At 63.4% G+C, this 22,608-nt stretch carries 23 protein-coding genes and 1 pseudogene; 13 read left to right on the top strand and 11 right to left on the bottom strand.

The window, feature by feature from the left end:
- The first annotated feature begins 28 nt into the window (after window positions 1-28).
- Window positions 29-1,030 carry an alpha/beta fold hydrolase gene (locus tag ABIA65_RS13300; RefSeq protein ID WP_354523838.1) on the top strand — a complete coding sequence of 334 codons (1,002 nt, stop codon included), beginning with the start codon at window positions 29-31 and terminating at the stop codon, window positions 1,028-1,030.
- Window positions 1,031-1,133: 103 nt separating this feature from the next.
- On the top strand, window positions 1,134-1,970 hold the full coding sequence (locus tag ABIA65_RS13295; RefSeq protein ID WP_354523837.1) for a class I SAM-dependent methyltransferase: 837 nt from the start codon (window positions 1,134-1,136) through the stop codon (window positions 1,968-1,970).
- Window positions 1,971-1,975: 5 nt separating this feature from the next.
- Here the strand turns inward: ABIA65_RS13295 and ABIA65_RS13290 are convergent, their stop codons facing one another.
- A complete protein-coding gene (locus tag ABIA65_RS13290) occupies window positions 1,976-3,112 on the bottom strand; it encodes an NADH:flavin oxidoreductase (RefSeq protein WP_354524213.1) in 1,137 nt (378 codons plus the stop codon).
- A gap of 128 nt (window positions 3,113-3,240) precedes the next feature.
- On the opposite strand from ABIA65_RS13290, the gene ABIA65_RS13285 reads away from it, so the two are divergent.
- Window positions 3,241-4,227, top strand: coding sequence for an NAD-dependent epimerase/dehydratase family protein (locus tag ABIA65_RS13285; RefSeq protein ID WP_354523836.1), 987 nt, complete (start codon window positions 3,241-3,243; stop codon window positions 4,225-4,227).
- Here ABIA65_RS13285 and ABIA65_RS13280 read toward each other — a convergent pair.
- The 6 genes from ABIA65_RS13280 to ABIA65_RS13255 all read right to left on the bottom strand — a co-directional run bounded on the left by ABIA65_RS13280 (window position 4,190) and on the right by ABIA65_RS13255 (window position 8,279).
- The gene (locus ABIA65_RS13280; protein ID WP_502919558.1) at window positions 4,190-4,783 is read right to left on the bottom strand and encodes a TetR/AcrR family transcriptional regulator; all 594 of its coding nucleotides are present in this window, start codon (window positions 4,781-4,783) and stop codon (window positions 4,190-4,192) included. The two genes, ABIA65_RS13285 and ABIA65_RS13280, sit on opposite strands and share 38 nt — an antisense overlap.
- A gap of 81 nt (window positions 4,784-4,864) precedes the next feature.
- Window positions 4,865-5,248 (bottom strand): hypothetical protein, encoded by a 384-nt coding sequence (locus ABIA65_RS13275; protein ID WP_354523835.1) that lies wholly within the window; start codon window positions 5,246-5,248, stop codon window positions 4,865-4,867.
- 338 nt (window positions 5,249-5,586) lie between these two features.
- Window positions 5,587-6,018: an arsenate-mycothiol transferase ArsC gene (locus ABIA65_RS13270; protein ID WP_354523834.1), complete on the bottom strand. Its 432-nt coding sequence runs from the start codon at window positions 6,016-6,018 to the stop codon at window positions 5,587-5,589.
- Window positions 6,018-6,692 (bottom strand): arsenate reductase ArsC, encoded by a 675-nt coding sequence (locus ABIA65_RS13265; RefSeq protein WP_241405060.1) that lies wholly within the window; start codon window positions 6,690-6,692, stop codon window positions 6,018-6,020. Before ABIA65_RS13265 ends, ABIA65_RS13270 begins: the two co-directional genes overlap by 1 nt.
- The gene (gene arsB / locus ABIA65_RS13260) at window positions 6,689-7,795 is read right to left on the bottom strand and encodes an ACR3 family arsenite efflux transporter (protein ID WP_354523833.1); all 1,107 of its coding nucleotides are present in this window, start codon (window positions 7,793-7,795) and stop codon (window positions 6,689-6,691) included. The genes ABIA65_RS13265 and arsB overlap by 4 nt, the downstream gene beginning before the upstream one ends.
- A 10-nt stretch (window positions 7,796-7,805) precedes the next feature.
- The gene (locus ABIA65_RS13255; protein WP_354523832.1) at window positions 7,806-8,279 is read right to left on the bottom strand and encodes an ArsI/CadI family heavy metal resistance metalloenzyme; all 474 of its coding nucleotides are present in this window, start codon (window positions 8,277-8,279) and stop codon (window positions 7,806-7,808) included.
- Window positions 8,280-8,378: 99 nt separating this feature from the next.
- Here ABIA65_RS13255 and ABIA65_RS13250 point away from each other — a divergent pair, with 99 nt between their 5' ends.
- Together ABIA65_RS13250 and ABIA65_RS13245 are read left to right on the top strand one after the other, a co-directional pair.
- Complete coding sequence (locus ABIA65_RS13250; RefSeq protein WP_241405057.1) at window positions 8,379-8,738, top strand: Rv2640c family ArsR-like transcriptional regulator; 360 nt, start codon at window positions 8,379-8,381, stop codon at window positions 8,736-8,738.
- A 103-nt stretch (window positions 8,739-8,841) separates the two neighbouring features.
- Complete coding sequence (locus ABIA65_RS13245; protein WP_354523831.1) at window positions 8,842-9,651, top strand: alpha/beta fold hydrolase; 810 nt, start codon at window positions 8,842-8,844, stop codon at window positions 9,649-9,651.
- Between the two features lie 45 nt (window positions 9,652-9,696).
- Here ABIA65_RS13245 and ABIA65_RS13240 read toward each other — a convergent pair whose 3' ends face one another.
- Both ABIA65_RS13240 and ABIA65_RS13235 read right to left on the bottom strand, forming a co-directional pair.
- Entirely contained in the window at window positions 9,697-10,365 is a 669-nt protein-coding gene (locus tag ABIA65_RS13240; protein ID WP_354523830.1) for an SIMPL domain-containing protein, read from the bottom strand.
- 199 nt (window positions 10,366-10,564) lie between these two features.
- Window positions 10,565-11,335: an IclR family transcriptional regulator gene (locus tag ABIA65_RS13235; RefSeq protein WP_354523829.1), complete on the bottom strand. Its 771-nt coding sequence runs from the start codon at window positions 11,333-11,335 to the stop codon at window positions 10,565-10,567.
- Window positions 11,336-11,404: 69 nt separating this feature from the next.
- Here ABIA65_RS13235 and ABIA65_RS13230 point away from each other — a divergent pair, with 69 nt between their 5' ends.
- The 8 genes and pseudogenes from ABIA65_RS13230 to ABIA65_RS13195 all read left to right on the top strand — a co-directional run bounded on the left by ABIA65_RS13230 (window position 11,405) and on the right by ABIA65_RS13195 (window position 20,743).
- Window positions 11,405-12,331, top strand: coding sequence for an alpha/beta fold hydrolase (locus tag ABIA65_RS13230; RefSeq protein WP_354523828.1), 927 nt, complete (start codon window positions 11,405-11,407; stop codon window positions 12,329-12,331).
- Window positions 12,331-13,107 carry an SDR family oxidoreductase gene (locus ABIA65_RS13225; RefSeq protein ID WP_354523827.1) on the top strand — a complete coding sequence of 259 codons (777 nt, stop codon included), beginning with the start codon at window positions 12,331-12,333 and terminating at the stop codon, window positions 13,105-13,107. Before ABIA65_RS13230 ends, ABIA65_RS13225 begins: the two co-directional genes overlap by 1 nt.
- 3 nt (window positions 13,108-13,110) lie before the next feature.
- Window positions 13,111-14,459: pseudogene (locus ABIA65_RS13220) on the top strand (aminotransferase class III-fold pyridoxal phosphate-dependent enzyme).
- A 63-nt stretch (window positions 14,460-14,522) separates the two neighbouring features.
- Complete coding sequence (locus tag ABIA65_RS13215; RefSeq protein ID WP_354523826.1) at window positions 14,523-16,226, top strand: MFS transporter; 1,704 nt, start codon at window positions 14,523-14,525, stop codon at window positions 16,224-16,226.
- Window positions 16,223-17,428 (top strand): amidohydrolase, encoded by a 1,206-nt coding sequence (locus tag ABIA65_RS13210; RefSeq protein WP_354523825.1) that lies wholly within the window; start codon window positions 16,223-16,225, stop codon window positions 17,426-17,428. The genes ABIA65_RS13215 and ABIA65_RS13210 overlap by 4 nt, the downstream gene beginning before the upstream one ends.
- Entirely contained in the window at window positions 17,425-18,888 is a 1,464-nt protein-coding gene (locus ABIA65_RS13205; RefSeq protein WP_354523824.1) for a four-carbon acid sugar kinase family protein, read from the top strand. The genes ABIA65_RS13210 and ABIA65_RS13205 overlap by 4 nt, the downstream gene beginning before the upstream one ends.
- Before the next feature lie 18 nt (window positions 18,889-18,906).
- The gene (locus tag ABIA65_RS13200) at window positions 18,907-19,818 is read left to right on the top strand and encodes an NAD(P)-dependent oxidoreductase (protein ID WP_354523823.1); all 912 of its coding nucleotides are present in this window, start codon (window positions 18,907-18,909) and stop codon (window positions 19,816-19,818) included.
- Window positions 19,819-19,921: 103 nt separating this feature from the next.
- On the top strand, window positions 19,922-20,743 hold the full coding sequence (locus ABIA65_RS13195) for a class II fructose-bisphosphate aldolase (RefSeq protein ID WP_354523822.1): 822 nt from the start codon (window positions 19,922-19,924) through the stop codon (window positions 20,741-20,743).
- A 318-nt stretch (window positions 20,744-21,061) separates the two neighbouring features.
- Here ABIA65_RS13195 and ABIA65_RS13190 read toward each other — a convergent pair whose 3' ends face one another.
- Both ABIA65_RS13190 and ABIA65_RS13185 read right to left on the bottom strand, forming a co-directional pair.
- Window positions 21,062-22,339, bottom strand: a complete 1,278-nt coding sequence (locus ABIA65_RS13190) for an ethanolamine utilization protein EutH (RefSeq protein WP_354523821.1) — start codon at window positions 22,337-22,339, stop codon at window positions 21,062-21,064.
- A 42-nt stretch (window positions 22,340-22,381) separates the two neighbouring features.
- Complete coding sequence (locus ABIA65_RS13185) at window positions 22,382-22,606, bottom strand: hypothetical protein (RefSeq protein WP_354523820.1); 225 nt, start codon at window positions 22,604-22,606, stop codon at window positions 22,382-22,384.
- Between the last annotated feature and the right edge of the window lie 2 nt (window positions 22,607-22,608).

Raw genomic sequence — 22,608 nt, 5'->3', positions numbered from 1 at the left:
GGCACCGCCTCGGGCGAGGAGGGCATCGATGGATCGCCGTCTCGGACGCGTCGCGGTCGGGCTGGTCGCCGCGCTCGTCGTCGCGGGTGGCCTCACCGCCGGCCCCGCGCCGCAGGCCGTGGCGTCGCCGGTGACCGGTGACTTCTCGGGTCTTGTCGATATCGGCGGTCGATCGCTCTACCTGGAATGCCGAGGTCAGGGCAGTCCGACGGTGATCCTGGAGGCCGGCGCGAATGGCCGCGGCGATGTCTGGAGCCGCGACAATCTGCGGCCTGCCGGGCAACGGTTGATGGTCCAACCGGGGGTGGCCAGGTTCACCCGGGTGTGCGCGTATGACCGTCCGGGCACACTCGGCGAGGTCAATCCCGCACTCGACCCGGACGGGCCGGAGTTCTACCCCAGCCGCACCGACCCGGTCCCACAGCCGCGGACGACGCGAGAGTTGATGACGGACCTGCACGCGTTGCTGACCGCCGCGCAGATCCCGGGCCCCTATGTCCTGGCCGCGCACTCGGCGGGCGGTTTGGTCGCCCGGCTCTACGCCAGCACCTACCCGGACGACGTGGCCGGGATGGTTCTCATCGACACGACCAACGAGAACATCTGGCACCACTTCCAGGACGCGCTGACCCCGGCGCAGTACCAGGCCTTCGAGGCGTCCACCCTGGACAACAGCGAGCTGCTGGCGGCCTATCCGGAGGCCGAGCGGTTGTGGATCGCGCCGCTGGCCGACACGCCGAGTGTCGTGCAGGTACGGCAGGCACGTCAGGATGCGCCGATCCGTCCGATGCCGGTAGTCGTTCTGGCACATGGTATCCCGTTCGCCGCACCGGTCGCGGGCTGGCCGACCGAGAAGATGGAGTCGATCCTGCTCGACTCGCAGCGCGACATCGCCTCACTCGTCCCCGATGCACGTCTGGTGATCGCCACCGAGAGCGGGCACAACATCCACCAGGATCAACCGGAGCTCGTCATCGACGCCATCGAGCAGGTGGTCACTGCGGTGCGCGACCCGGGCACGTGGCCCTGACATCCCCGCCGAGCGTGAACATCTTGGTGAGTTGAGCGCGATTTCTCGCAATCGTCTTCACGTTGGGCGTGGAGGTCGCACGCACCCAGGTAGCGTCGTGGCGGTGGATCACGCAGACGGCGACAGGGCCCACGCCGGCACCTTGACCGGGGTCTCGGAGACCGCGTTACTGACGCTCAACGGCAGAGCACACCAGGCCCGCCACCCAAACGCCATCATCGATGATCCGATGGCCATCCAGCTCGTCGATGCGATCGACTTCGACTTCGACAAGTTCGGCCGCAAGGGCCAGGAGATGGCATTGCGGTCGGTGGCATTCGATCGCGCCGCCGTCCAGTATCTGTCCGAGCATCCGTCGGCCACTGTCGTCGCCCTCGCCGAAGGCCTTCAGACCAGTTTCTGGCGCCTGAACAGCAGGCTGCCGAACGCCGAATTTCGTTGGCTCACCGTGGACTTCCAGCCGATCATCGAACTGCGACAACGCCTGCTTCCGCCCTCGCCGCGGATCACCAACCTCGCGCAGTCAGCGCTCGACTACACCTGGATGGACAGGGTGGACACCAGCGATGGTGTCTTCATCACCGCGGAGGGTCTGCTGATGTACCTGCAGCCCGACGAGGCGATGAGCCTGATCACCGAGTGCGCCAGGCGTTTTCCGGGTGGCCAGATGATCTTCGACCTGCCGCCGGTCCTGGTGAAGAAGATCGCCCCGAGAGGACTGCGATCCTCCCGGCGGTACCGCGTTCCGCCGATGCCGTTCAGCCTGTCGGCATCTCAGCTGGCGGATCTGGCCAACACCGTGCCAGGTGTCCGCGCCGTGCACGATCTGCCGATACCCCGAGGCCGAGGCCTCATCTTCGGCAAGCTCTATCCCGCCTTCTGGCAGCTGAAGCTGGCCAAGCAGCACCGCGGCGCGTTCACCCTGCTGGAGTTCGGCTGACGCCGCTAGCGCAGCACGCAATGCGTGCCACCGAAGATCGTCGCCATGCACTTCGTGCAGTGCACGCACAACCCCTCACGGGTGGTCTCGGCGCGAAACTTGTTGACCAGATCGGGATCGCGTAGCAGGGCACGGGCCATGGCCACGAACTCGAAGCCCTCGGTCATCGCGGTCTCGACGGTGTCCATCGTGTTGATCCCGCCCAGCAGGATCAGTGGCATGGACAGCGTCTCGCGGAACTGACGGGCCTGGGGCAGGAAGAACGCCTCTTCGAACGGATAGCTGCGGAACATGCGCGAGCCGATGACGCGCAGGCCCAGACCCACGACGGCCGGCTGGGACGCGATGAACTCGGCCATCGGGACGTCACCGCGGAAGTAGTACATCGGGTTGAACAGCGAACTGCCGCCGGTGAGTTCGAGCGCGTCGACGTGCCCGTCGGACTCCAACAGCCGTGCCGTGGGCAGGCTGTCGGTGAGCCAGAAGCCGCCGCGGACGCCGTCGTCCATGTTGAACTTGGCGGTGACGGCGACGCTGTCCCCCGCCTCGTGGCGCACCCGCTCGAGCACCCGACGACCCAGTTCGGCACGCCGCGCCATGTCACCGCCGTAGCGGTCGCTGCGCTTGTTGAGATTCGGGCTGAAGAACGAGCTCACCAGGTAGCCGTGGCCCAGATGCACCTCGATGGCGTCGAAGCCCGCGTCGACGGCATTGCGTGCGGCAGCGCCGAAGTCGTCGATGACCTGGTCGAGCTGCCCGAGGGTCGCGCCGCGCACCAGGCCCATCGCCGGCGCACTGAGCCGGGTCGACGGCGCCAACGTGCGCGTGCGGTTGGAGCGGGTGTTGGCGACCAGACCGGCGTGGCCGATCTGCGCGCAGACCAGCGCGTCCTCGGCGTGCACGGCGTCCGTCAACCGGCGCAGCGCGGCGGCGCGGCGACTGTCGAGCACCATGGTGTCGCGGTGCACCCGGCCGCCATCGGAGATCGCGCAGTAGGCGACGGTCGTCATCGCCGCGCCACCGCGCGCCACCTCGACGTGGAAGTCGATCAGGTCGTCGGTGACCTCACCACGAGGCATCCGGCCCTCGAAGGTCGCGGCCTTGATGAATCGGTTCTTCAACGTCAACGGACCGAGCCTCATCTGCGTGAATGCCGCAGATGAGGCGGTGGGGCCGACGTCGACGGACGCGGAGATTAGTTTCGCTGCCATTGGCATCGTAAGGTAGCACGCACGAATGACCTGGCCAAGGCACTCGCCCAAGGAGGACCATGCTGATCGCTGTCACCGGCGGAACCGGTTACGTGGGTGCGCACAGCGTGCGCGCCCTGCTCAGCGCGGGGCATCGGGTGCGACTGCTCGTGGGGCCGGACGCGGAGGGCGCCACGGTCCTGCGTCATCTCCGCGAATTCGACGGCGTGGACGTGATGTCCGGCGACGTCAGGAATGCCGCGACCATCGAAGCCCTGCTGGATGGTTGCGATGCGGTGCTGCACGCCGCGGGCGTGGTGGGTACCGACAACCGCCGCAACGCGCTGATGTGGGAGATCAACGCCCACGCCACGGAGGCTGTGCTCACGCGCGCCGTCGAGAGGGAACTCGACCCGGTGGTGTCGGTGAGCAGCTACAGCGCCCTGTTCCCATCGCCGACCGGCGTCATCGGTCCCGACACCCCGACCGCCGAGGGGCGCAGCGCGTACGCCCAGACCAAGGGCTACGCCGACCGCGTCGCGCGTCGACTGCAGGCACAGGGTGCACCCGTGGTCGTCACCTATCCGTCGAGCGTCGTCGGCGAGGCGTTTCACACCGCACCCGGTGTCACCGAGCGAGGGTGGGCGCCGATCGTGCGGTTCGGCGTGGCGCCCCGGTTGCGCGGCGGCATGCAGATGATCGACGTCCGCGACGTCGCCGCGGTGCACGCGGCGGTGATGACCCCCGGCCGCGGCCCGCGCCGCTACGTCTGCGGCGGGGAGATGGTGCCGTTCAACGACATGATCTCAGCGCTGCAACGCGGATCGGGTCGACCGATACGGCGAATACCGCTGAGCCCCGGCGTCTTTCGTGGCCTGAGCCGGGTGGGCGACGCCCTGGGCGCAATCGTGCCGATGGGCGACGGCCTGAGCTATGAGGCGGCGCTGTTGCTCACTGCCGCAACGCCAACCGACGACACCGCGACCTTGGCCGACCTCGGCATGACGTGGCGCTCCCCCGTCGAGGCCATCATCGCGTCATTCCCGCGGGCGCCACAGCACTGGTGAGCACCTCGATCACCCGGGCGTGCAGCGCATCGGTGTCGTCCTCCAGGGCGACGGTGGAAAGCAGCAGCGCCGCGCCCACCCCCATCGCGAGTAGGGCACGGGCATCGCGCTCGGCATCGGCCGGGTCGCCGGGACTGGACGCGGTGAAAAGCGCCACCGCGGGCCCGCTGAAGTCCGTCCACAACCGGTGGCGCAGATCTGGGTTCTCGGCCATCGCGAGCAGCAGCCCGGGAACCGCTGCCCGCACCTCGGGGCGGGTGAAGAGCTGACGGCTGCCACGTGCCACCCAGTCCACCCATCCGGCGCGGTCGGTGCCCGCGAACGGTGCGAGATCCGGTGTGGCACCGAGGATCGCGTGCAGCACGAGTTCGGCCTTCGATGACCAGCGGCGGTCCAGACTCGATCGACTTACCCCCGAGCGGGCGGCGATCAACCGCATACTCAGGTCATCCCAGCCCGTCTCCACCAGCAGCTCGCGGGTGACCGCGAGGGCGCGTTCGTCGATCGACGCGTCCCTCGGGCGTCCCGCCGACTTATCGTCCTCCACAGTGGCCATTGAACCGCACCAGAGCTCGGCGGTGGCGGACACGCGGGTGCCCGTCGCGTCACAATCAGCCTGGAGAGGGTACGACGAGTGCTACTCGTGGTTCACGTCGACGACGAACGCGTCGATGTTGCCGCCGACGATCTCGTGGCTCCACGCGGCGATGATCGAGAACAGCGACATGTACTCGATGTCCATCGCGGCGGCGGTGCCGGCCTCGTACATCCAATCCACCTTCTCGACGCCAGCGTGCAACTCGACGCGCAATTCCAGGGGAGCGACCTTCACAGAACCGTCCCTGGCGGGAGCACGGAGCGCGGCGTGAATGTGCCGCGCCGCGGCGTCGACGTTGTTCCTCGGGTCGTCGTTCAGGTTCCACAGCGCCGTGAATGCTGCGGCCTGATGCTCGCCGAGATGTGCGGTGTACTCCGCGCACGGGCGTGGGAACACCTGTCCGGGGTGCAGTTTCGGCAGCATTCGGTTCTCCAGCTCGATGGCAGCTCGGACCGAGCGTATGCGACTTCGTCTCGCACGCGTGCCGGACGGTCAGACGGCGCCGGGGCCTCGGACGCACCGACCCGCGCAGCACCATCACGGCGCTCATCGCGCCGATTCAGGAAGCGACACCGCAGCAGCACCGCGGCTGGGACCGCCATCATCGACAACACCTGCAAGAGGTCAGCTATAGACCCTTGATCTGCACTCACAACCGAAGTCGACACGATACGGATGTCATCGACAACGATCCAAACGCAATCCTTACGGTCACCGCCCGGATCGGAACGGAATTGCATCGAGTGGACGTCGCGCCGCCATCACCCGTTGGGTGCCGCCCCCAACTGGTCAATCAGACGGCGGACGCGGTTCTCGATGTCGTCGCGGACGAGGCGCATCCGCTCGATACCCCCGATCCCGCGATCGGAGGGCTCGTCGGTGTCCCAGGTCTCGAACCGGGTTCCCTCGACGGGCTCGACGTGGGCCTCCCGGCCCAGGATCACCACGACGTCGACATTGCGCAACAGCGCGGAATCGATGGGCTTCGGCGTCTGATCGGTGATGTCGATCCCGCCTTCGGCCAGTGCCGCGGCCGACAGTGCATTGATCGCACCGCCCGGCCTGGTACCCGCGGAGTGCACCTCCACGGTGTCGCCGGCGATCGTTCGCATCAGCCCGGCGGCCATCTGGGACTTGCCTGCGTTCTTGACGCACACGAACAGCACGCTCGGCACGTGATTGGATGCAGACATCAGCCGACGGGATTGATACCGAGTTCGTCGAGAAGTCGGCGGACCCGCTCCTCGACGTCGTCGCGGATGGGACGGACGGCATCGACACCCCTGCCAGCGGGGTCGATCAACTCCCAGTTCTCGTAGCGCTTTCCAGGGAAGAACGGGCAAGCGTCCCCACACCCCATGGTGACGACGACATCGGCGGCTTGAACGATCTCGTCGGTCCAGGGCTTGGGGAACTCGCGTGTGATATCGATGCCGACCTCGGCCATCGCCTGAACCGCCGCCGGATTGATCTCGGTGCCCGGTTCGGACCCACCCGACCAAGCCACACCCTGATCCCCCGCGAGATGGTTGAAGAAGCCGAGCGCCATCTGGGACCGGCCTGCGTTGTGCGTGCACAGGAACAGCACAGTGGGCTTGGTGTCGGAGATCTTGCCCTCGACGCGAGCCAGGGCTGTGAGGCGTTGACGAGCCCACCTTTCGGCCAGCAGCGGCAAGAAGTTTGGGATTGTGGCTCGCCCGGCGAACTGATCGTAGGAGGTGTGGAGGAACCGCTCGACGGTCTCGACACCGAAGTGCTCACCAAAGTCGGCGTGCAGACGACTGGCCGCCGTCTTCAATGCATGCCTCTGGTCGATTGACAGGTCCCGATGCGTGTGAGTCGTCAGAGGGGCCGGGCTGTCGCTCATGGTGCGCTCCGATCGGAAGCGGGAGTTGGTGATTCCGCGTCGGTCGTGAACCGGCGCCGCAGGGCCAGCGAGACGTAGACCAATCCAACGAGCACTGGGACCTCGATGAGCGGACCGACGACGCCGGCGAGCGCCTGCCCAGACGTGGCGCCGTAGGTGGCGATGGCGACGGCGATCGCGAGTTCGAAGTTGTTGACCGCGGCGGTGAACGCCAATGTCGTGGTGCGCTGATAGCCCAGGCCGAGGACCGCGCCGAGCAGGTAGCCGCCGCCCCACATGACGGCGAAGTACACCAGCAGCGGCAACGCGATGCGTGCGACGTCCAGCGGGCGGCTGGTGATCTGATCGCCTTGGAGCGCAAAGAGAATGACGATGGTGAACAACAGGCCGTACAGCGCCCACGGGCCGATCCTCGGCAGGAATGTGGCCTCATACCAGGGGCGACCCTTGACCCTCTCCCCCACTCTGCGTGACAGGTAGCCCGCCACCAGCGGAATCCCCAGGAAGATCAGGACCGACTTGGCGATCTGCCATGGCGAGGTGCTGATGGTGGTCTGCTCCAGGCCGAGCCACCCAGGTAGCACCGAGAGGTAGAACCAGCCGAGCAGCGCGAACATGACGACCTGGAAGATCGAGTTCAGCGCGACCAGGACCGCCGCGGCCTCCCTGTCGCCGCAGGCGAGGTCGTTCCAGATGATCACCATGGCAATGCATCTGGCCAGGCCCACGATGATCAGGCCGGTCCGGTACTCGGGCAGGTCCGGCAGCAACAGCCAGGCCAACGCGAACATCAGCGCGGGGCCGAGCACCCAGTTCAGGATCAGCGAGCTGATCAGGAGCCTACGGTCGCCGGTGACGGTATCTAGTCGGTCGTAGCGGACCTTGGCCAGGACCGGGTACATCATGATCAACAGGCCCAGCGCGATCGGCAGCGAGATGCCGTCGATCTGAACGCGATCCAGCGCGGTGTTCAATCCCGGGATCTGCCGCCCCAGCAGCAGGCCAACGACCATCGCCAGGCCGATCCACACCGGCAGGAATCGGTCGAGCAGCGACAGCCTCTCGACCACGGCGGGGTGGCCGGCCTCTACCGGGGTGGTCATGCCGGGAGTATCAGCAGCAGGCATTGCTCGGCTTCACCGCTTCCGCAGCCGAACCCCCGCAGCAGACACCGCCCTCAGCAGTTCCGCCCTCGGCGTGTTCGGGGCTGGTGCCGAAGGTGTCGGAGTCGGCGAGCACGGTGTAGACCTCCCACTTCTCTCCGGCGGGCCCGGTGACCCAGACCTTGTCCTGCGTGGCGAAGCAGCACGTGGTGCCGATCTCCTCGTCGGTGAACAGCCCCTCGCCGGTGAGCCGGGCGATCTCCGCGTGCACGGTCTCGCTGGACTCCACCTCGACACCGAGGTGGTTGATTGTGCCGCCCTTGCCGGGGTTCTCCAGCAGCACCAGTTTCAGCGGCGGCTCGGCGACCGCGAAGTTCGCGTAGCCCTCCTTGACCTTGGCGGGCGGGGTGTTGAAGAGCTTGGTGTAGAACGTGATCGCCGCATCAAGGTCATCGACGTTGAGGGCGAGTTGCATCCGGGACATGGTGAGCCTTCCTACCTGTGCGACTTATATCGAAGTAGCGCGCCACGGCCAGCATGCCACCTTTTTGATATATGTCAATCTTCGTGGCATCATCAAGGAATGCCCAAGGCTCTGCCGACCATCGACATGTCCGCTCCGGTCTGCTGCGCGCCCGTGGCGGCAGGTCCCATGAGCGACGAGGATGCGCTCGAGGTCGCGTTGCGGCTCAAGGCGCTCGCCGATCCGGCGCGGGTGAAGATCATGTCCTATCTCTTCAGTTCCTCAGCGGGAGAGGAGAACAGCGGCGACCTCGCGGCGGCGCTCGGCCTGACGGAGTCCACCGTCAGCCATCACCTCGCCCAGCTCAGGCGGGCCGGCCTCGTCGACTCCGACCGGCGCGGCATGAACGTCTACCACCGGGCGCACCGCGACGCAGTGGTGGCGCTGTGCACCGTGCTGGACCCCAACTGCTGCACCTGATCGCTCGGCTCACCTGATGTGAGAAACGATGACGATGGCCAACCTCACGCCGTTTCGAGATCCAGGAGCAAGAGCGCGATTCCTTGCGAGTTACGAATCGGTCATGGATGACTGGCCCGTGCCCCGCGAGGACATGGAGGTCGCTTCGGCGTTTGGCCAGACGCACGTCGTGGTCAGCGGCAGTCCCTCCGCTCCGCCACTCGTCCTCCTGCATGGCGCGAACACGACGTCCGCGGTGTGGAGGCCGATCATCGCGGCGCTCAGCAGTTCCTATCGCTGTTTCTGCATCGACACGATCACCGATGCCAACAAGAGCGTCGCCACCAAACCCGTTCGCCGGGCGGAGGACTACGTCAGCTGGCTGCGGCAGACCTTGGACGCACTTGGTGTCGATACGGCGAGGCTGGCGGGCTTCTCATATGGCGGATGGTTAGCGGCCCTCTTCACGCTGCAGGCGCCAGAACGGGTGAGCCATCTGTCGGTGCTCGGCCCCGCCGCGACCCTGGACCCCATCCCTGTCCACTTCTTCCTCAGATCGTTCTCGACGGGACTTCTGCGTTCACCCGCCCTGGCGGATCGTTTCCTGCAGTGGATGTCGGCGACGCCCAATGCGACGTCGGACCCCATCATGGCGCTGATCGCGGACTGCATGACGGCCTCCAGGCCATTACGCCGAGAAGTGCTGCCGCCGAGAGTGTTCAGTGACGCTGACCTCGGACGACTCACCGTGCCGGTGACCGTCCTGATCGGCGATCAGGACGTCGTTTACCGGCGCGGACCCGATGTCGCCCTGCAACGGGCACGCACCCACATTCCCAATGTGCACGCAGAGATGCTGCCGGGCGCGAACCATACCCAGATGCTCGACTGCCCCGACCTGGTCGTCACCGCGATGATGTCGTCCATGGCCTGAGCCGCCCGGTACGGCCGACCGACTCAGGCCTCCGGCCGGTGGTCGCTACCCGGCCGCGAACCGCGCATCCACCGACGCCGAGATCTCGATGTCCTCTGGCGCGAACTCGACGGTCGCACCCGGGGCGGACATCGCGCTGGCCCGAAGGTATCCACCAGCGGGACCACCCGGGGGTCGGGGTTCGACGCCGAGCATCCCGGCGTCGGCGATGGCAACAGGACGTATTGCACCAAATCCGAGCGCATCGGCGTACTGCTGTGCACGTGTGATGGCATCGACGACGGCCGCGGTCCGAGCGTCCTTGAGCAGCTCGTCTCGACGCGTCGACGTCAGCGCCCAGTCGATGCGTTCGACGCGAAATCCCTCGATGGTGGCGATGTGCTCGCCGATCCACCGCGACAGCGCACTGAAGTCGCGGAACTTCGCCTCCACACCGACACTGGCGTGGTGGACGAGCGGCAGTTGCTTGCCCTCGTTGTTCCACGGGCGATTCGACCAGGTGTGCAGCTGCTCGGCCGACCACCAGGTGACCTCACCGCGGCTTCCGTCCATGAGTGGGACGATCGACGCCTTCACGGCCTCCAGGTCGCGTGCGACCCGCTCGAAGACCGAATCCATCGCGGGGCCCTCATAGGCGATCGATGTGTGGACCGTCGCCCTCTCGGGGGGTTCAAACGCCGAGAAGGATCCGCGCACGGTGATGTCGGTTGGCATGAACGAAACCTAGCCGCCTCGAAATGATGATGACTTACTCACAAGTCTAGTAGGTGGTGATGAATTGGGCCGCCAATACAAGAAATAGACCTAGTAGGTAGCGAGTGCTCTCGGAGGAATCAGTGTCCCGAACATGAACAAGAACCTGCCCGCCAGTTAAGATTTCGCGCGCTACGGGATTCAGAGCCATTTCTCCGCTCTATTGAAGCAATGGTGAAGGCACCCGGGCAAGGTCCCGGCTGACGGCGGCCGCGGCTGCGCGGACAGCTGGTACGGCCGACCGTTCGGACATGCGTTCGGCGCTTCCGGATAGAGCCAGTGCTGCGACGACTTCACCGCGGTACATGATGGGCGCCGCGATTGACCTCGTACCGATCGCGAACTCCTCGTTATCAACTGCGAACCGTTCGACACGGACACGCGCCAGCTCGCGTCGTAGGTGTAATGGGTCAGTAATCGAACGAGGCGTCCGGCGCACTAGTTTGCAGTCATCAAAGATGCTCTGCTGCAGTTGATCTGAGGCGAAGGCAAGCAGTAGTTTTCCGGAACCGGTGCAGTTCAGTGGCTGGCGACCACCAATGCGCGTGTCCAGACGCATGCTTCGCCGCCCCGATATCTTCTGCAGATAGATGACCTCGTTCCCCTCACGTACGGCGAGTTGCACTGTTTCGTGGGTGATTTCGTAGAGATCCTCCATTGATGGCAGAGAGGCGTCACGTAGCCCTAGCCCGCGCTGCTCGGCAAGCACCCCGAGCTCAAACAGGCGCATACCCAATCCCAATCCACCCTCAACTGGTTGCAATAGCCGCATAGCAACCAGGTCGGCAACGATGCGGTTTGCGGTGGCTTTGGGCAGCTGCGTAGATGTGCAAATCTGGCTCCGAGACACAACGGGTCCATGAGACGCGACAGCTTCAAGGATCAATACGACCTTGCCCAGCATCGAGGCATCTTCCCTTGACTGACTCACTCAGTGAGTCTACCGCTTCCGCCACGTCCTTCCGCTGCCTATCGTCGCTCTCCACCACTCACAACAAGATTGGAGAACACCGACGTGACAGCAACTGAGGCCCGGCCGCGCGACGTAACGACCGTGGACCTCTCGACCGTCAACATGGGCTACGAAACCGACGGGACAGCAGAGGGAACACCTTTGTTCCTCTTGCACGGCTTCCCCGACACGGCCGCGACATGGGATGGCGTGGTTGACCATCTTCCGACGAGCGATCTCTTCATCGTCCGTCCCCACATCCGGGGCCACGGACTGACCCGCATTCACCCGGGGAAGACGGTCTCTGCCGAAACTGCCGCGTTGGCTACCGACGTCATTGAGCTGGCGGACAGTCTCGGACTCGACAGCTTCCACATCGTCGGCAGTGATTGGGGCTGTCGCGCGGCGTACGCACTGGCCGGACTCGCTCCTGGTCGCGTACGGTCCATGGTCACATTGGGCACAGGTTACAACGAGGCAACACCTGTCTCGGATCTGTCCCTCGACCAAGTGAGTTCGTTCTGGTACCAGTGGCTTTTCCAGACAGAGCATGGGCGAGAACTCCTTCAGGACAACCGCGGAGAGTTCTGCCGCCACCTCTGGGGGAAGTGGTCACCAGAGTGGGAGTTTAGTGACCAGGATTTCGCCGAAGTTGCCACCGCTATCGAAAACGACCAGTTCGTCGACACGGTGTTGCACTACTACCGCTATCGGTGGCGCAACGCACCGATTACCGAGCAGTACAAGGACGCACAGCGGCTAGTCGACGGCATGCCCGCCATTACCGTCCGAACAACGCACATCCAAGGCATGGAAGACCACTGCACCCGTCCTGACACAGCCCGCCGATGGGAGGCCCGGGTCACCGGTCAGTACCGCCGGGTCGACTTGGCTGGGATCGGTCACTTTCCCCAACGCGAAGTACCCGAGCGAGTAGCCGCAGAGATTCTCCGCACAATCCGAGGTGAGGCGTGATGATCTCGACGGTCAATAGCTCTCCAGTTGCCGATGGCACATTGGTCGTCACGGGCGGCGGCAGGGGCATAGGCGCTGCCGTATCGAAAGCCGCTGCTAAGCGCGGCTTTTCGGTGGTGGTCAACTATTCTCAAGACGCCGCCGGAGCTTTGCGAGTTGTTGAGGACATCGGCAACGCCGGGGGGAAGGCCATCGCGGTCGCCGCCGACGTATCCGTCGATGCTGACGTCAGGCGGCTCTTCGATACAGCCGTATCGGACCTTGGTCCTATCGTCGGTCTCGTCAACAACGCCGGCGTGACAGGCGGATTTACCCGCGTCGATCAACTTGAAGCCGCCACGGTTGAACGTGTGTTCGCCGTCAACGTCGTCGGCGCGTTTCTGTGCGCGGGCGAGGCGGTCCGTCGCATGTCCACCAGACATGGCGGCGCAGGTGGTGTCATCGTGAATGTCTCATCCCGCGCAGCCGAACTCGGTGGGGCCGGCGAGTGGGTTCACTACGCAGCAACTAAGGGTGCAATCGACAGCCTCACGGCCGGCTTGGGTCGAGAAGTGGCTGCCGAAGGTATCCGCGTCAACGGTGTTGCAGCCGGTCTCATCGAAACTGACCTACACGCAGCGGCCGGTAAACCGACCAGAACCAAAGACCTTGCCACTGGCATACCAATGCAGCGCCCGGGGACTGCGAATGAAGTTGCTGACGCCATTATTTGGCTGCTGTCGCCCGAATCTTCGTACGTCACGGCAGCAACAGTCGCTGTGGCTGGGGGACGCTGACATATGGCGGGTCTGGCGGGATCCGGCCGAGTCACACGAACTGGCGAAAGTAGTGACCGCTTCTTGACGCCCTGGCAGATTCAGGGTGCGCAGAGGTTACCCGTGATTGTGCGTGCTCAGGGCTCATACCTGTACGACCAGAGCGGCAGAGCGTATTTCGATCTTTCCAGCGGTTGGATCTGCACGAATCTCGGATACAGCAACCCGCGCATTGCCTCGGCCATCGCTGCGCAGGCCAGCACGCTGAGCTACGTGGCACCCCACCTGGGATGCGATGTACGCACGCAGTTTGCGCAACGCCTCAGCGAGTATGCACCCTGGGCTGAGAACGCCCGTGTGCATTTCACCTCAGGAGGAGGCGATGCCAATGACGACGCTATACGCATAGCGAGGCGTCTAACCGGCCGCTCAAAAGTGTTGGCGGCGTACAGGTCCTATCACGGCGACACCTTAGCATCAGCCGCGTTAACCGGTGGCGCCCGTCGCTGGCCAGCGGAGCCGATGATTCCGCCTGGGGTGGTGCGGTTCTTCACCCCAGGCGGGACAGCACCGGCGTTCGACTCTCAGGACTCCCGAGAAGAGACAAATCGAGCACTTCGTCACCTGGATTCCGTTATAGGACTCGAGAATCCAGACAGCATTGCTGCCTTGATAATTGAGCCAGTGCTCGGATCGGCGGGTCTTATAGCCTACCCAACAGACTACCTACGCGGCCTACGTGATCTCGCAACTAAGTACGGCATCCTTCTAATTCACGACGAAGTAATGTGCGGCTTTGGTCGCGTCGGTGAAATCTTCGCGTCCGCGCGTTTGGGGTTGAACCGGACATCGTCACCTTCGCAAAGGGTGTCACGGGAGCTCACGTCCCCCTTGGCGGCTTTCTGATTCGCGAGTCGTTGGCCAACGCATTTGACCAACGGGTGTTTGACTGTGGTCACACTTACTCCGGTCATCCAGTCGCGATGGCGGCCGGCTTAGCAGCGCTCGACGAATACGAGCACGGCGGACACTTCTCGAGTGCCTACCGGATCGAGAATTGGCTTACGTCAGGTTTAGCCGACCTGAAGAAGGACATCGACACGATCGGTGATGTCCGAGGTATCGGCGCCTTTATCGGTCTCGATCTGGTCCGAGATCGCGCAACCATGGAACCAACCTCCACCTCCGAGTCTTCAGCTGCCGCAGCCGACGAGTTCATCGCCGACCTGATGCGAAGCGGGGTTTGGCTGTACCACCGGAACGGATTGTGCATTTTTGCCCCACCTCTGAACTGCACTGAAACCGAAATCAACCGTGCTCTAGAGGTTTTCGGAACGACCCTCAAACGCCACCAAGCCGCCATCATCACCTAGCCGACTGCCCAAACTTTCGAGCCCCGACAGCATCCGTCGCGGCGTGAGCGAACTGGAACACTCATGACCAACAGCGATACGAGCAGTATAGAAACGTCCCCGCCAACGACGGCGCGGCGTGTGATTGCCGCGTCTACAGCGGGAACCGTATTCGAGTGGTACGACTTCTATCTCTACGGCGCCTTGGCAGCTGTTGTTGGACAGAAGTTCTTCACGGCTGTCAGCCCTGCCGCAGCGCTCATCTTCGGGCTAGTCGCGTTCTCGATCGGCTTCGTGGTACGGCCCATCGGCGCGCTCCTATTCGGGCGCTTTGGCGATCGCGCCGGGCGGAAACGGACCTTCCTGGCGACCATTCTGATCATGGGCCTGGCAACCGTCGCCGTGGGTCTGCTGCCCACCTACGAATCAATTGGCATCTTTGCGCCCATTACCTTGATCTCGCTGCGGGTACTACAGGGACTCGCAATTGGCGGTGAGTACGGCGGAGCTGCGGTTTATATCGCTGAGCATTCCCCCCGCGGCAAACGTGGTGGATACACGAGCTGGCTGCAGACAGCCGCCACATTGGGACTCCTGCTATCGATAGCAGTCATCACGCTGTGCCGACTTTCGATGTCCGACGAAGCTTTCGACGCCTGGGGCTGGCGGATCCCATTCGTGGGGTCGGCGGTCTTGCTCGGGATCTCGGTGTGGATCCGGCTGCGGCTGCACGAATCTCCCACCTTCCTGAAGATGAAAGCTGCCGGGGCAACCGCCAAAGCCCCCATCAAGGAGACCTTCACGAAGTGGGCCAACCTACGGCTTGTGCTTCTAGCGCTATTCGGACTGGTCGGTGGTCAGGCGGTCGTCTGGATCGTCGCGCAGATCTATCCACTTCTCTTCCTGACCAACACACTTCAGGTTGACCCCACTGACGCGAACATCATGACGGGTGTCGCGCTTGCACTGGGTGTCCCATTCTTCATCGGCTTCGGTTACCTGAGTGACCGTACGGGCCGGAAGCCGCTGATTGTCATCGGATGTCTGCTCGGCGCCTTGACGTACTTCCCGACATTTTCCGCGATCACCCACTTCGCCAACCCCGCATTGGAGCAGGCGCGCACCTCAGTGCCGGTCGTGGTCGTGGCAAATCCTAACGAGTGCTCGCTGCAGTTCGACCCCATGGGGCGTTCAGAGTTCACGTCGTCGTGTGATGTCGCCAAGATTGCTCTCGCGGAACGAGGTATCCCGTACGCGAACGAAACCGCCACTGAGGGAACCACCGCGATAATTCGGGTCGGTGATCGAGAGATCGCGTCCTATAGCGCGGGCTCTTCTGGCGACGATGCCTTGGTCACCGTATTCAAGAATCAGCTTGAGCCCGCACTACTCGATGCAGGGTACCCACTGGGTGCAGACGACGCCGAAATCAATCACGTCATGGTGGTGCTGCTGCTCTTGTACTTGATCATGCTGGCCGCCATGGTTTTTGGCCCGATGGCAGCAGCTTTGACCGAATTGTTCCCCGCACGCATCCGCTACACGGCAATGTCGTTCCCGTACCACATCGGCAACGGATGGATTGGGGGCTTAATGCCCGCATCGATCGTGGCGATCCAGAGTGTCAGCGGCGATATCTACACCGGCCTGTGGTACCCCGTGATCGTTGCAGGCGTCACAGCTGTGGTGTGCTTAGTGTTCATACCTGAACCATCCAAATTACCTACGGCCAACGACATGTCGGCTGATGTGGACACTGAAACCCTGTGTCAGGACTCCGACCGATGAACGCAACTGCTGCCAGCGAAGATCTCGTGGCTATCCGGCGAGACCTTCATGCACACCCTGAGATCGGCTTGAACACGGATCGCACCGCCGACATCGTCGCGAACGTGGCTCGGCGTGTGGGCGCGGACGAGGTTCACGTTGGTATCGGCGGCGCTGGAGTGGTGGCGATCATCCGGGGACGTGAAGCGGATTCCGGCACCGCCGTCGGTTTGCGCGCCGATATGGACGCGCTACCCATCCACGAGGCGAACGACGTGGGGTACCGGTCCCGGCGCGACGGTGTCATGCATGCGTGCGGCCACGACGGTCATGTCGCCATCCTCCTGGGGGTCATCGAACAACTGGCTCGTCACCGCGACTTTGCGGGAACGGTAGTAGCCATCTTCCAACCGGGTGAAGAGGGCCATCGCGGAGCCAGAGTGATGCTCGACGACGGTCTGTTCGAACGGTTTCCAGTTGACGCGATCTACGCACTGCACAACTGGCCCTCCCTTAACGCAGGGCAGATCGCAGTTGCACCGGGACCGATCATGGCCGCGCGAGATGACTTCTGGATCCGCATGTCAGGAAGCGGTGGGCATGGCGCCCAGCCCCACCTCGCGATTGACCCAGTTGTCGCCGCCGCACAGTTCATTACGGCTGTGCAGTCGGTAGTCAGCCGCAACGTTGATCCTTCAAGAGGTGCCGTGGTCACCGTGCACTCAATCGATGCTGGCACCCAAATCAGGTTCGGAGAATCTACGCCCAGCGTCACCATCCCGGTATCGGTGGAACTCGCCGGCACCGCCAAGTGGACCCATCCCGATGTTGGACACCTCTTACGGAAGAGGATCTCCGAAATCGCCGAAGCCATCGCGCGCGCTTTCAGCGTCGACGCCGAGACCGCATATGAAACCTTCCTGCCGCTTACGGTCAACTCCAGTTCGCACGCTGAACTGGTTGCCGCTGTCGCAGGTGAAATTGTGGGGCAGAAGCACGTGTTACAAACGCTCCCGCCGAGCATGGCTTCCGAAGACTTCGCGTTCTTTCTTGATCACGTTCCCGGCGCATACTTCCACCTTGGAACAGGTGGGGCTCCGTTGCACTGCCCGGACTTCGACTTCAACGACACGGTGATTCCAGTCGGGACGGCGCTCTTGGCCGGGATCGCTCGACGGGCCCTGAGCCGCTCAGGCGGCACGGCAGATGGAGCCAACCAATGAGACAAACCTCGATCACTCGCGAAGAACTCGTCGCCGACCTTCCGCAGCTCCGCCCATGCGGCTTAGCGGAAGTCAGTGCTGCGATCCGCGGAGTGCGCAAGCTCGTCGTTCTTGACGACGATCCCACCGGTACCCAAAGCGTTATCGACCTGCCTGTGCTGACGCAATGGCGCGACGAAGACCTCACATGGGCACTCAGGACGGACACCCCAGCGTTCTTCGTTCTCACTAACACGCGAAGCCTTACAGCCCCCGAGGCGGAGGCGGTGAACCGAGACGTGCTGAGAAATCTGCAGAGAACCGCTGCAGCTCTTGGCATCGACTACGCAATCGCCAGCCGCAGCGACTCGACCTTGCGCGGCCACTTTCCGCTAGAGACCGACGCAATCACAGATACCGAACGTGCCGCCGGGCGTGCTGTCGACGGCGTCATTGTGGTCCCCGCATTCCTCGACGCGGGCCGGGTAACGATCGACTCCACCCATTGGCTGACCACCGACACCGGCTTAATCCCAGTGTCTAAGAGCGAGTTTGCGCGCGATCCTAGCTTTGCCTACTCGCATTCCGACCTGCGGGCTTGGGTGGAAGAGAAGAGCCACGGACGTATCCAGCGATCGCAGGTCCCCGCCATCACACTGCGCGACCTGCGATGCGGCGGACCGGCCCGTGTAGCGGAACTGCTCGCCACGCTCACTCTTGCTCAGGTCATCGTCGTCGACGCACTCGATGAAGACGACCTACGCGTCCTTGTGCTCGGCATCCTTCACGCCGAAAGGGAAGGCCTGCGGTTTGTCTACCGCACCGGGCCGTCATTTGTCCGAGCGCGGTGCGCACAGTCCCCCGCACCGCCGATCGCTCTCGAACGCCTACGGACCCTGCTCGCCCCAGCTGACACCGACAACCGTCCAGTCTCTTCGCGTGGCCTCATCGTCGTCGGATCCCACGTGGGTATGACTACACGCCAACTACAGCTGCTGCGCGCAGAAGAGGAGATCACCGCGCTTCAAGTAGACGTCCCTCGGCTCATGCAGTCTCAGACGTCAAAATCGCACTGTGCTGAGATCGCCGCTGCAGCTATTGAACATCTCGGTGACCCCAACAGCAACGCGGATCTTGTCATCGGAACCAGCCGCGAGGTCATTTCAGCGGAAGATCGCGATCGCAATCTCACTGTTGCGCAGACCGTTAGCAGCGCCTTGGTGACTATTGTCCGCGACGTGTTGGCCAGTGTGCGGCCACACTTCGTGCTCGCAAAGGGAGGGATCACCTCGGCGGACATAGCCTCCAAGGCACTAGACATCAGCCGAGCGTGGACACGCGGAAACCTCCTGCCCGGCGTCGTGTCCCTCTGGGAACCCGCCACCGGACCTTCACGTGGAATCCCCTATGTGGTCTTTCCGGGCAACGTCGGTGGTGAAGACGGCTTAGTCACTGTCGTCCGCACCCTTCGTCAAATCTAAAGATAGGAAGCCAAGATCATGGTCAACACCTCGCAGAGGGATATCGCAGTCGTCGGATTGGGTGCGATGGGGCTGCCAATGGCAACACGTCTTGCGTGTAGGTTCAGCGTCACCGCCTGCGACATCTCCTCCGATCAGCGCGCGAAGGCCTCGCAGGCCGGCGTCCAGGCCGCGGCAAGCCCGGCAGCTGCGGTAGCAAACGTGCCAATCGCATTGCTGTCGGTTCGCACCGCCGATCAAGTCGACGCCGCGCTCTTCGGTCCCGACGGTCTCGTCGAGGCGAACCAGCCTCCCCACACCGTCATTCTCACCAGCACGGTAGGACCGAAGGCGGCCGCAAGGATCGGCGGCGAGCTTCACCGGAGAGGCATTGAACTGATCGACGCGCCCATCAGCGGTGGGCCGACCCGCGCGGGTTCCGGCGAGCTGCTCATCATGGCAGCGGCGCAGCCAGAAGTTCTGGAGCGAGCCGAACCGTTGCTCAGTCACCTAGGGAAGACCGTCACCGTGGTGGGCACTAGAGCCGGAGACGGGCAAGCAGCGAAAGCCATCAATCAATTGCTCGCTGGCGTCCACATTGCAGCCGCCGCGGAAGCAGTCGCCCTGGCCCACAGCCTTGGATTGGACCCCACGGCGATAATCGAGGCCCTGCAGGACGGAGCAGCAGCATCCTTCATGCTCGGCGACCGAGGCCCACGCATGATTCAAGCGCTAACCGATCAGACCGAGGTCCGGTCACGCCTGGACATCTTCACCAAAGACCTGGGAATTGTCTTGGATATTGGACGGGAACTGGCCGTGGCACTTCCAACGACCGCGGCTGCACACCAGTTGTACCTAGTCGGCGAATCACAAGGATTGGCGCAGCGCGACGACTCCAGCATCGTCACCATCCTCTCGCCGGCAGAAGCTAAGCGAGAAACACCGTAGGTCAGCAGGTGCCGACGTGTTCATGTCTGAACATGCGTCATCGGGCGGTCTGATACGCGCCCGACCTCGAAAACCGCACTGCTGCATTAACAGGGAGAGACCCATGCTGACGCCGATTCATGAAATTTTCTCAGCGACCGGTGTATTGCCGTCCTTCACTTGCTACAACTTCGAACAGGTGGCTGGTGTCCTTTCAGCATCCGAGCTCAGCGGCACTCCGGTCTGCATTCTCATATCCGAGAAGGCATTCACCGGCAGGTATGGCCCGCGTTTCACCAAGATGACCATTGCGCTCGCCCAAACAGCCTCAGTCCCAATCGCTGTACAGCTCGACCACACCGGCGATCTGCACCTGATCGAGGCTGCACTTGATTTCGGCGTCAGCGCCATCATGGCCGACGGTTCGCACTTACCGTTTGAGGACAATGCCGACCTCGTACGACGGGCCTGCAAGATCGCCCGTCAGTACGGCGCCTCGGTGGAAGCCGAGCTCGGACACATTCCTGGGAACGAAGACATCGCCCACTCACACCTCAGTCAAGAAATGACCGATGTCGATAGCGCCGTCAGGTTCGCAACCGAGACCGGTGCAGACCTCCTGGCGGTGGCTATAGGCAACGTACACGGCAGGTATAAGTCACAGCCCACACTCAACATCGATCTGCTATCTGCTCTCACAGAACGTGTTTCGGTACCCCTGTCCCTCCACGGCACATCTGGGATACCTAACGACCAGATCCTCTGCGCATTGCAACACGGGATCCGGAAATTCAACATCAACACGCAGTTGCGTGAGATCTATTTTGCATCGGCACAACAGCAGTTCGCGAACACCAACGATACAGTCAACCTTCTCGTCGCCGTAGACCGCTTGGCAGACGCAACCGAACGGTTCGTAACGTTGCTACTTGCCGCAATTCACTAGCAACGTCCACGCTGTTGGCACGTATAATCAAGAGCCCCTTCGGAACTGGGGGCAGTAGTCACCCGGTGGTCGTGGTGGCCCAGTCCCGGCCGTCCCCTCGCCCGACGTGTCGGTGGCCCCGCGTTCCTGGAGGCAGGCTACAAGGCGTGCATAGTGCACTGAAATAGGACACGACAGTGAGAATTTCCTGTGGCCTTAGGTGAGAATTCCTAGAGACGGCCAGTTCAATGGCCGCGTTTTGGACATAAGGTTTGAGAACCTACACCTCGGCCCGTGCCCGCTGCGATGCCGGCAAACTACGTCGAACGTGATGTCGTCCTATGTCTGCGGGACCTCGACCCCATCCACATCATCGATCTCGTCTGCGGCGTGTTGTGCGCGTTCCTCTGCTTCCTGTTGTGCGCGTTCACGTTCGATGCGCTGAGCCGTGGGAACCGCGATCCACACCGCAAGCAGCATCGCGGTGATGCCTGCGACGATCTTGCCGATCATCAGCGGACCGATCAGGTTGGGCTGGAAGTTGGCCGTGAACGCCAGGTGGTCACCGATCAGTGCCGAACACGTGGTCCCGAACGCGACGACGAGAACCTTGTCCTTCGCCGGCATGTCCTTGATCAGGTGGAATGCGGCCAGCATGTTGGTGGTCGCGGCGAGCAGCCCGGTCGTGCCCTCTGTGCTGATGCCCAGCCGCTTGCCGACCGCGGTAAGCGGCTTGTCGGCATAGGTCCGAATCGCGTAGACCAACGGGAACGCACCGGCGAGGACGATCGCGACATTGCCGACAACTTCGAGTGGACGCATCTGATCGTCGGCTGTGGCGATGATCGGCTCGAAGCCCCACCAACTGAACGTGGAGCTGAAGATGCCGGTCACATGGTCAACGATGGAGACCGCCAGGACCAGGTAGATCGCGGCGTTGAGACCCCTGCCGAACCAGATGAATCCGGTCACCATCGCCCGGGTGAAGAAGTAGAGGCCGATCGCGATCGCCACGGTCACGAGCATCACCGGCAGCAGGTTGATCAGCACGTCCCAGAACGAGAATCCGTCGAGGGTGGCCGTCGACGGGCCATCGGTGCTGACGGTCGGGCGCAGCGGCGTTCCCGTGACGAGCAGGATGCCCATCGTCACGATGACACCGACGGGAACGGTGAGGATGCCGCTCATGATGCCCAGCGCGAAGTACTTGTGGTCACGGACATCGAGGATCGCCAGCCCGACCGGGATGATGAACGAAATCGTCGCACCGGCCAGGAATCCAGTGATGGACGCGGTGATCCACGCGCCGGTTGAGTCGGCCGTCAGCTCGGCGAGTTGGTAGGCACCCATATCGCTCGCGATGAGGGTGGTCGCCGCCATCGCCGCATCCGCACCGAGCGGTTCGTACAACTTCCCGAGTACGTGCTCAACGAACCAGGCCAGATAGGGCAGGCCGGCCATGATGCCCGCGACCGGGATGAACAGCGGGCCCAGGGCGTACAGCCCCTCCTTGAACTCGCGTCCTATCCCCCGATCACCACGGAATGCCAGTGCGCACGCACCGATGAGCACGAACGCCATCATGAGATAGATGACGGCATTGCCGAGTTGGGCCATGGGCGGTTCTTCCTTCCGAGCGTTGAATGGTGGGTGGAGCTGTTAGACGTTGCGGTGCTTGAGTTTCCGTCGTCGTCCGACGACAGCTCCGAGCAGCGCACCCGCCACTGCGGCGAGTGCACCGATCCGGGCGGCCGGAGGTATGTCGGCGATGCCGACCTCGATCCGGGCCGGCCAGGTGCCCATTCGGCCTTCGGCGACCAGGTGTGATCCCTCGATCCGGATTCGTTCGAAGGTGTAGGGGAACTCGCCGACGGGCGATGTCACTT

Source organism: Mycolicibacterium sp. 624, assembly GCF_040548615.1.
Taxonomy (GTDB): Bacteria; Actinomycetota; Actinomycetes; order Mycobacteriales; family Mycobacteriaceae; genus Mycobacterium.
Note: the sequence above shows the minus strand (reverse complement) of the source record. Positions and strands in the feature narration are given on the sequence as shown.

Bases quoted from the DNA above. Each gene is read 5' to 3' on its own strand.
- ABIA65_RS13300 (WP_354523838.1), top strand. From the start codon at position 29: ATGGATCGCCGTCTCGGACGCGTCGCGGTCGGGCTGGTCGCCGCGCTC.
- ABIA65_RS13290 (WP_354524213.1), bottom strand. From the start codon at position 3,112: ATGAGGCTCGGTCCGTTGACGTTGAAGAACCGATTCATCAAGGCCGCG.
- ABIA65_RS13285 (WP_354523836.1), top strand. From the start codon at position 3,241: ATGCTGATCGCTGTCACCGGCGGAACCGGTTACGTGGGTGCGCACAGC.
- ABIA65_RS13280 (WP_502919558.1), bottom strand. From the start codon at position 4,783: ATGGCCACTGTGGAGGACGATAAGTCGGCGGGACGCCCGAGGGACGCG.
- ABIA65_RS13275 (WP_354523835.1), bottom strand. From the start codon at position 5,248: ATGCTGCCGAAACTGCACCCCGGACAGGTGTTCCCACGCCCGTGCGCG.
- ABIA65_RS13270 (WP_354523834.1), bottom strand. From the start codon at position 6,018: ATGTCTGCATCCAATCACGTGCCGAGCGTGCTGTTCGTGTGCGTCAAG.
- ABIA65_RS13265 (WP_241405060.1), bottom strand. From the start codon at position 6,692: ATGAGCGACAGCCCGGCCCCTCTGACGACTCACACGCATCGGGACCTG.
- arsB (WP_354523833.1), bottom strand. From the start codon at position 7,795: ATGACCACCCCGGTAGAGGCCGGCCACCCCGCCGTGGTCGAGAGGCTG.
- ABIA65_RS13255 (WP_354523832.1), bottom strand. From the start codon at position 8,279: ATGTCCCGGATGCAACTCGCCCTCAACGTCGATGACCTTGATGCGGCG.
- ABIA65_RS13250 (WP_241405057.1), top strand. From the start codon at position 8,379: ATGCCCAAGGCTCTGCCGACCATCGACATGTCCGCTCCGGTCTGCTGC.
- ABIA65_RS13245 (WP_354523831.1), top strand. From the start codon at position 8,842: ATGGATGACTGGCCCGTGCCCCGCGAGGACATGGAGGTCGCTTCGGCG.
- ABIA65_RS13240 (WP_354523830.1), bottom strand. From the start codon at position 10,365: ATGCCAACCGACATCACCGTGCGCGGATCCTTCTCGGCGTTTGAACCC.
- ABIA65_RS13225 (WP_354523827.1), top strand. From the start codon at position 12,331: ATGATCTCGACGGTCAATAGCTCTCCAGTTGCCGATGGCACATTGGTC.
- ABIA65_RS13215 (WP_354523826.1), top strand. From the start codon at position 14,523: ATGACCAACAGCGATACGAGCAGTATAGAAACGTCCCCGCCAACGACG.
- ABIA65_RS13210 (WP_354523825.1), top strand. From the start codon at position 16,223: ATGAACGCAACTGCTGCCAGCGAAGATCTCGTGGCTATCCGGCGAGAC.
- ABIA65_RS13205 (WP_354523824.1), top strand. From the start codon at position 17,425: ATGAGACAAACCTCGATCACTCGCGAAGAACTCGTCGCCGACCTTCCG.
- ABIA65_RS13200 (WP_354523823.1), top strand. From the start codon at position 18,907: ATGGTCAACACCTCGCAGAGGGATATCGCAGTCGTCGGATTGGGTGCG.
- ABIA65_RS13195 (WP_354523822.1), top strand. From the start codon at position 19,922: ATGCTGACGCCGATTCATGAAATTTTCTCAGCGACCGGTGTATTGCCG.
- ABIA65_RS13190 (WP_354523821.1), bottom strand. From the start codon at position 22,339: ATGGCCCAACTCGGCAATGCCGTCATCTATCTCATGATGGCGTTCGTG.